Source organism: Curtobacterium pusillum (genome assembly GCF_007680845.1).
GTDB lineage: Bacteria > Actinomycetota > Actinomycetes > Actinomycetales > Microbacteriaceae > Curtobacterium > Curtobacterium pusillum_B.
Genome location: NZ_VEIY01000018.1, coordinates 1 through 550, shown reverse-complemented (window position 1 = coordinate 550; position 550 = coordinate 1). Strand labels below are relative to the sequence as shown.

Below are 550 nucleotides of genomic sequence, written 5' to 3'. Positions count from 1 at the left end.
GCGACGCCGACGAGGAGGCCGGACTTGACCGCGTCGGTCTTGAAGGTGCTGTTGAGCAGCTTCGCGGCGTCCGCGGACACGTGCACCGTGGTGCCGGTCAGGATCGCGTTGTCGCCCTCGAGCTGCAGCGGCTTGAGGGTGCCACCGTGCAGGGAGAACAGGTACGCGTTCGCGACGGCGACCTTGCCGTTGACCAGCACGTCACCGTAGAGCTTCGACGAACCCGGGTTCACCACGAAGTTCTCCAGCGTGACCGTCGTCGACCCGGCCGACAGGGTCAGCCCCGAGTCGTCGTGGTTGAGCAGGCCCTGCACGTAGGGACGGTAGTTGCCGTCCGGGGACCAGTACGTCACCGAACCCGACGTGATCGGGAACGACACGGACCCGTCGGCGAGCTTGGCGTTGCCGGACACGCCCGGGGTCAGCTTCAGCGCGGTGAGGGCGTCGGTGAAGCCCGCGTCGAGCTTCACGGCGGTGTTGCCGCCGAGGACCTCGGGCACCGATGCCACGGGGCCGGGGATCTTCGAGGAGGACGACGCGACCGTGTGGA

General features: G+C 68.4%; 1 protein-coding gene. It reads right to left on the bottom strand.

The features are described 5' to 3' along the window. A partial coding sequence (locus FS825_RS18435; RefSeq protein ID WP_222126970.1) for a hypothetical protein occupies window positions 1–550 on the bottom strand: 550 nt, incomplete at both ends.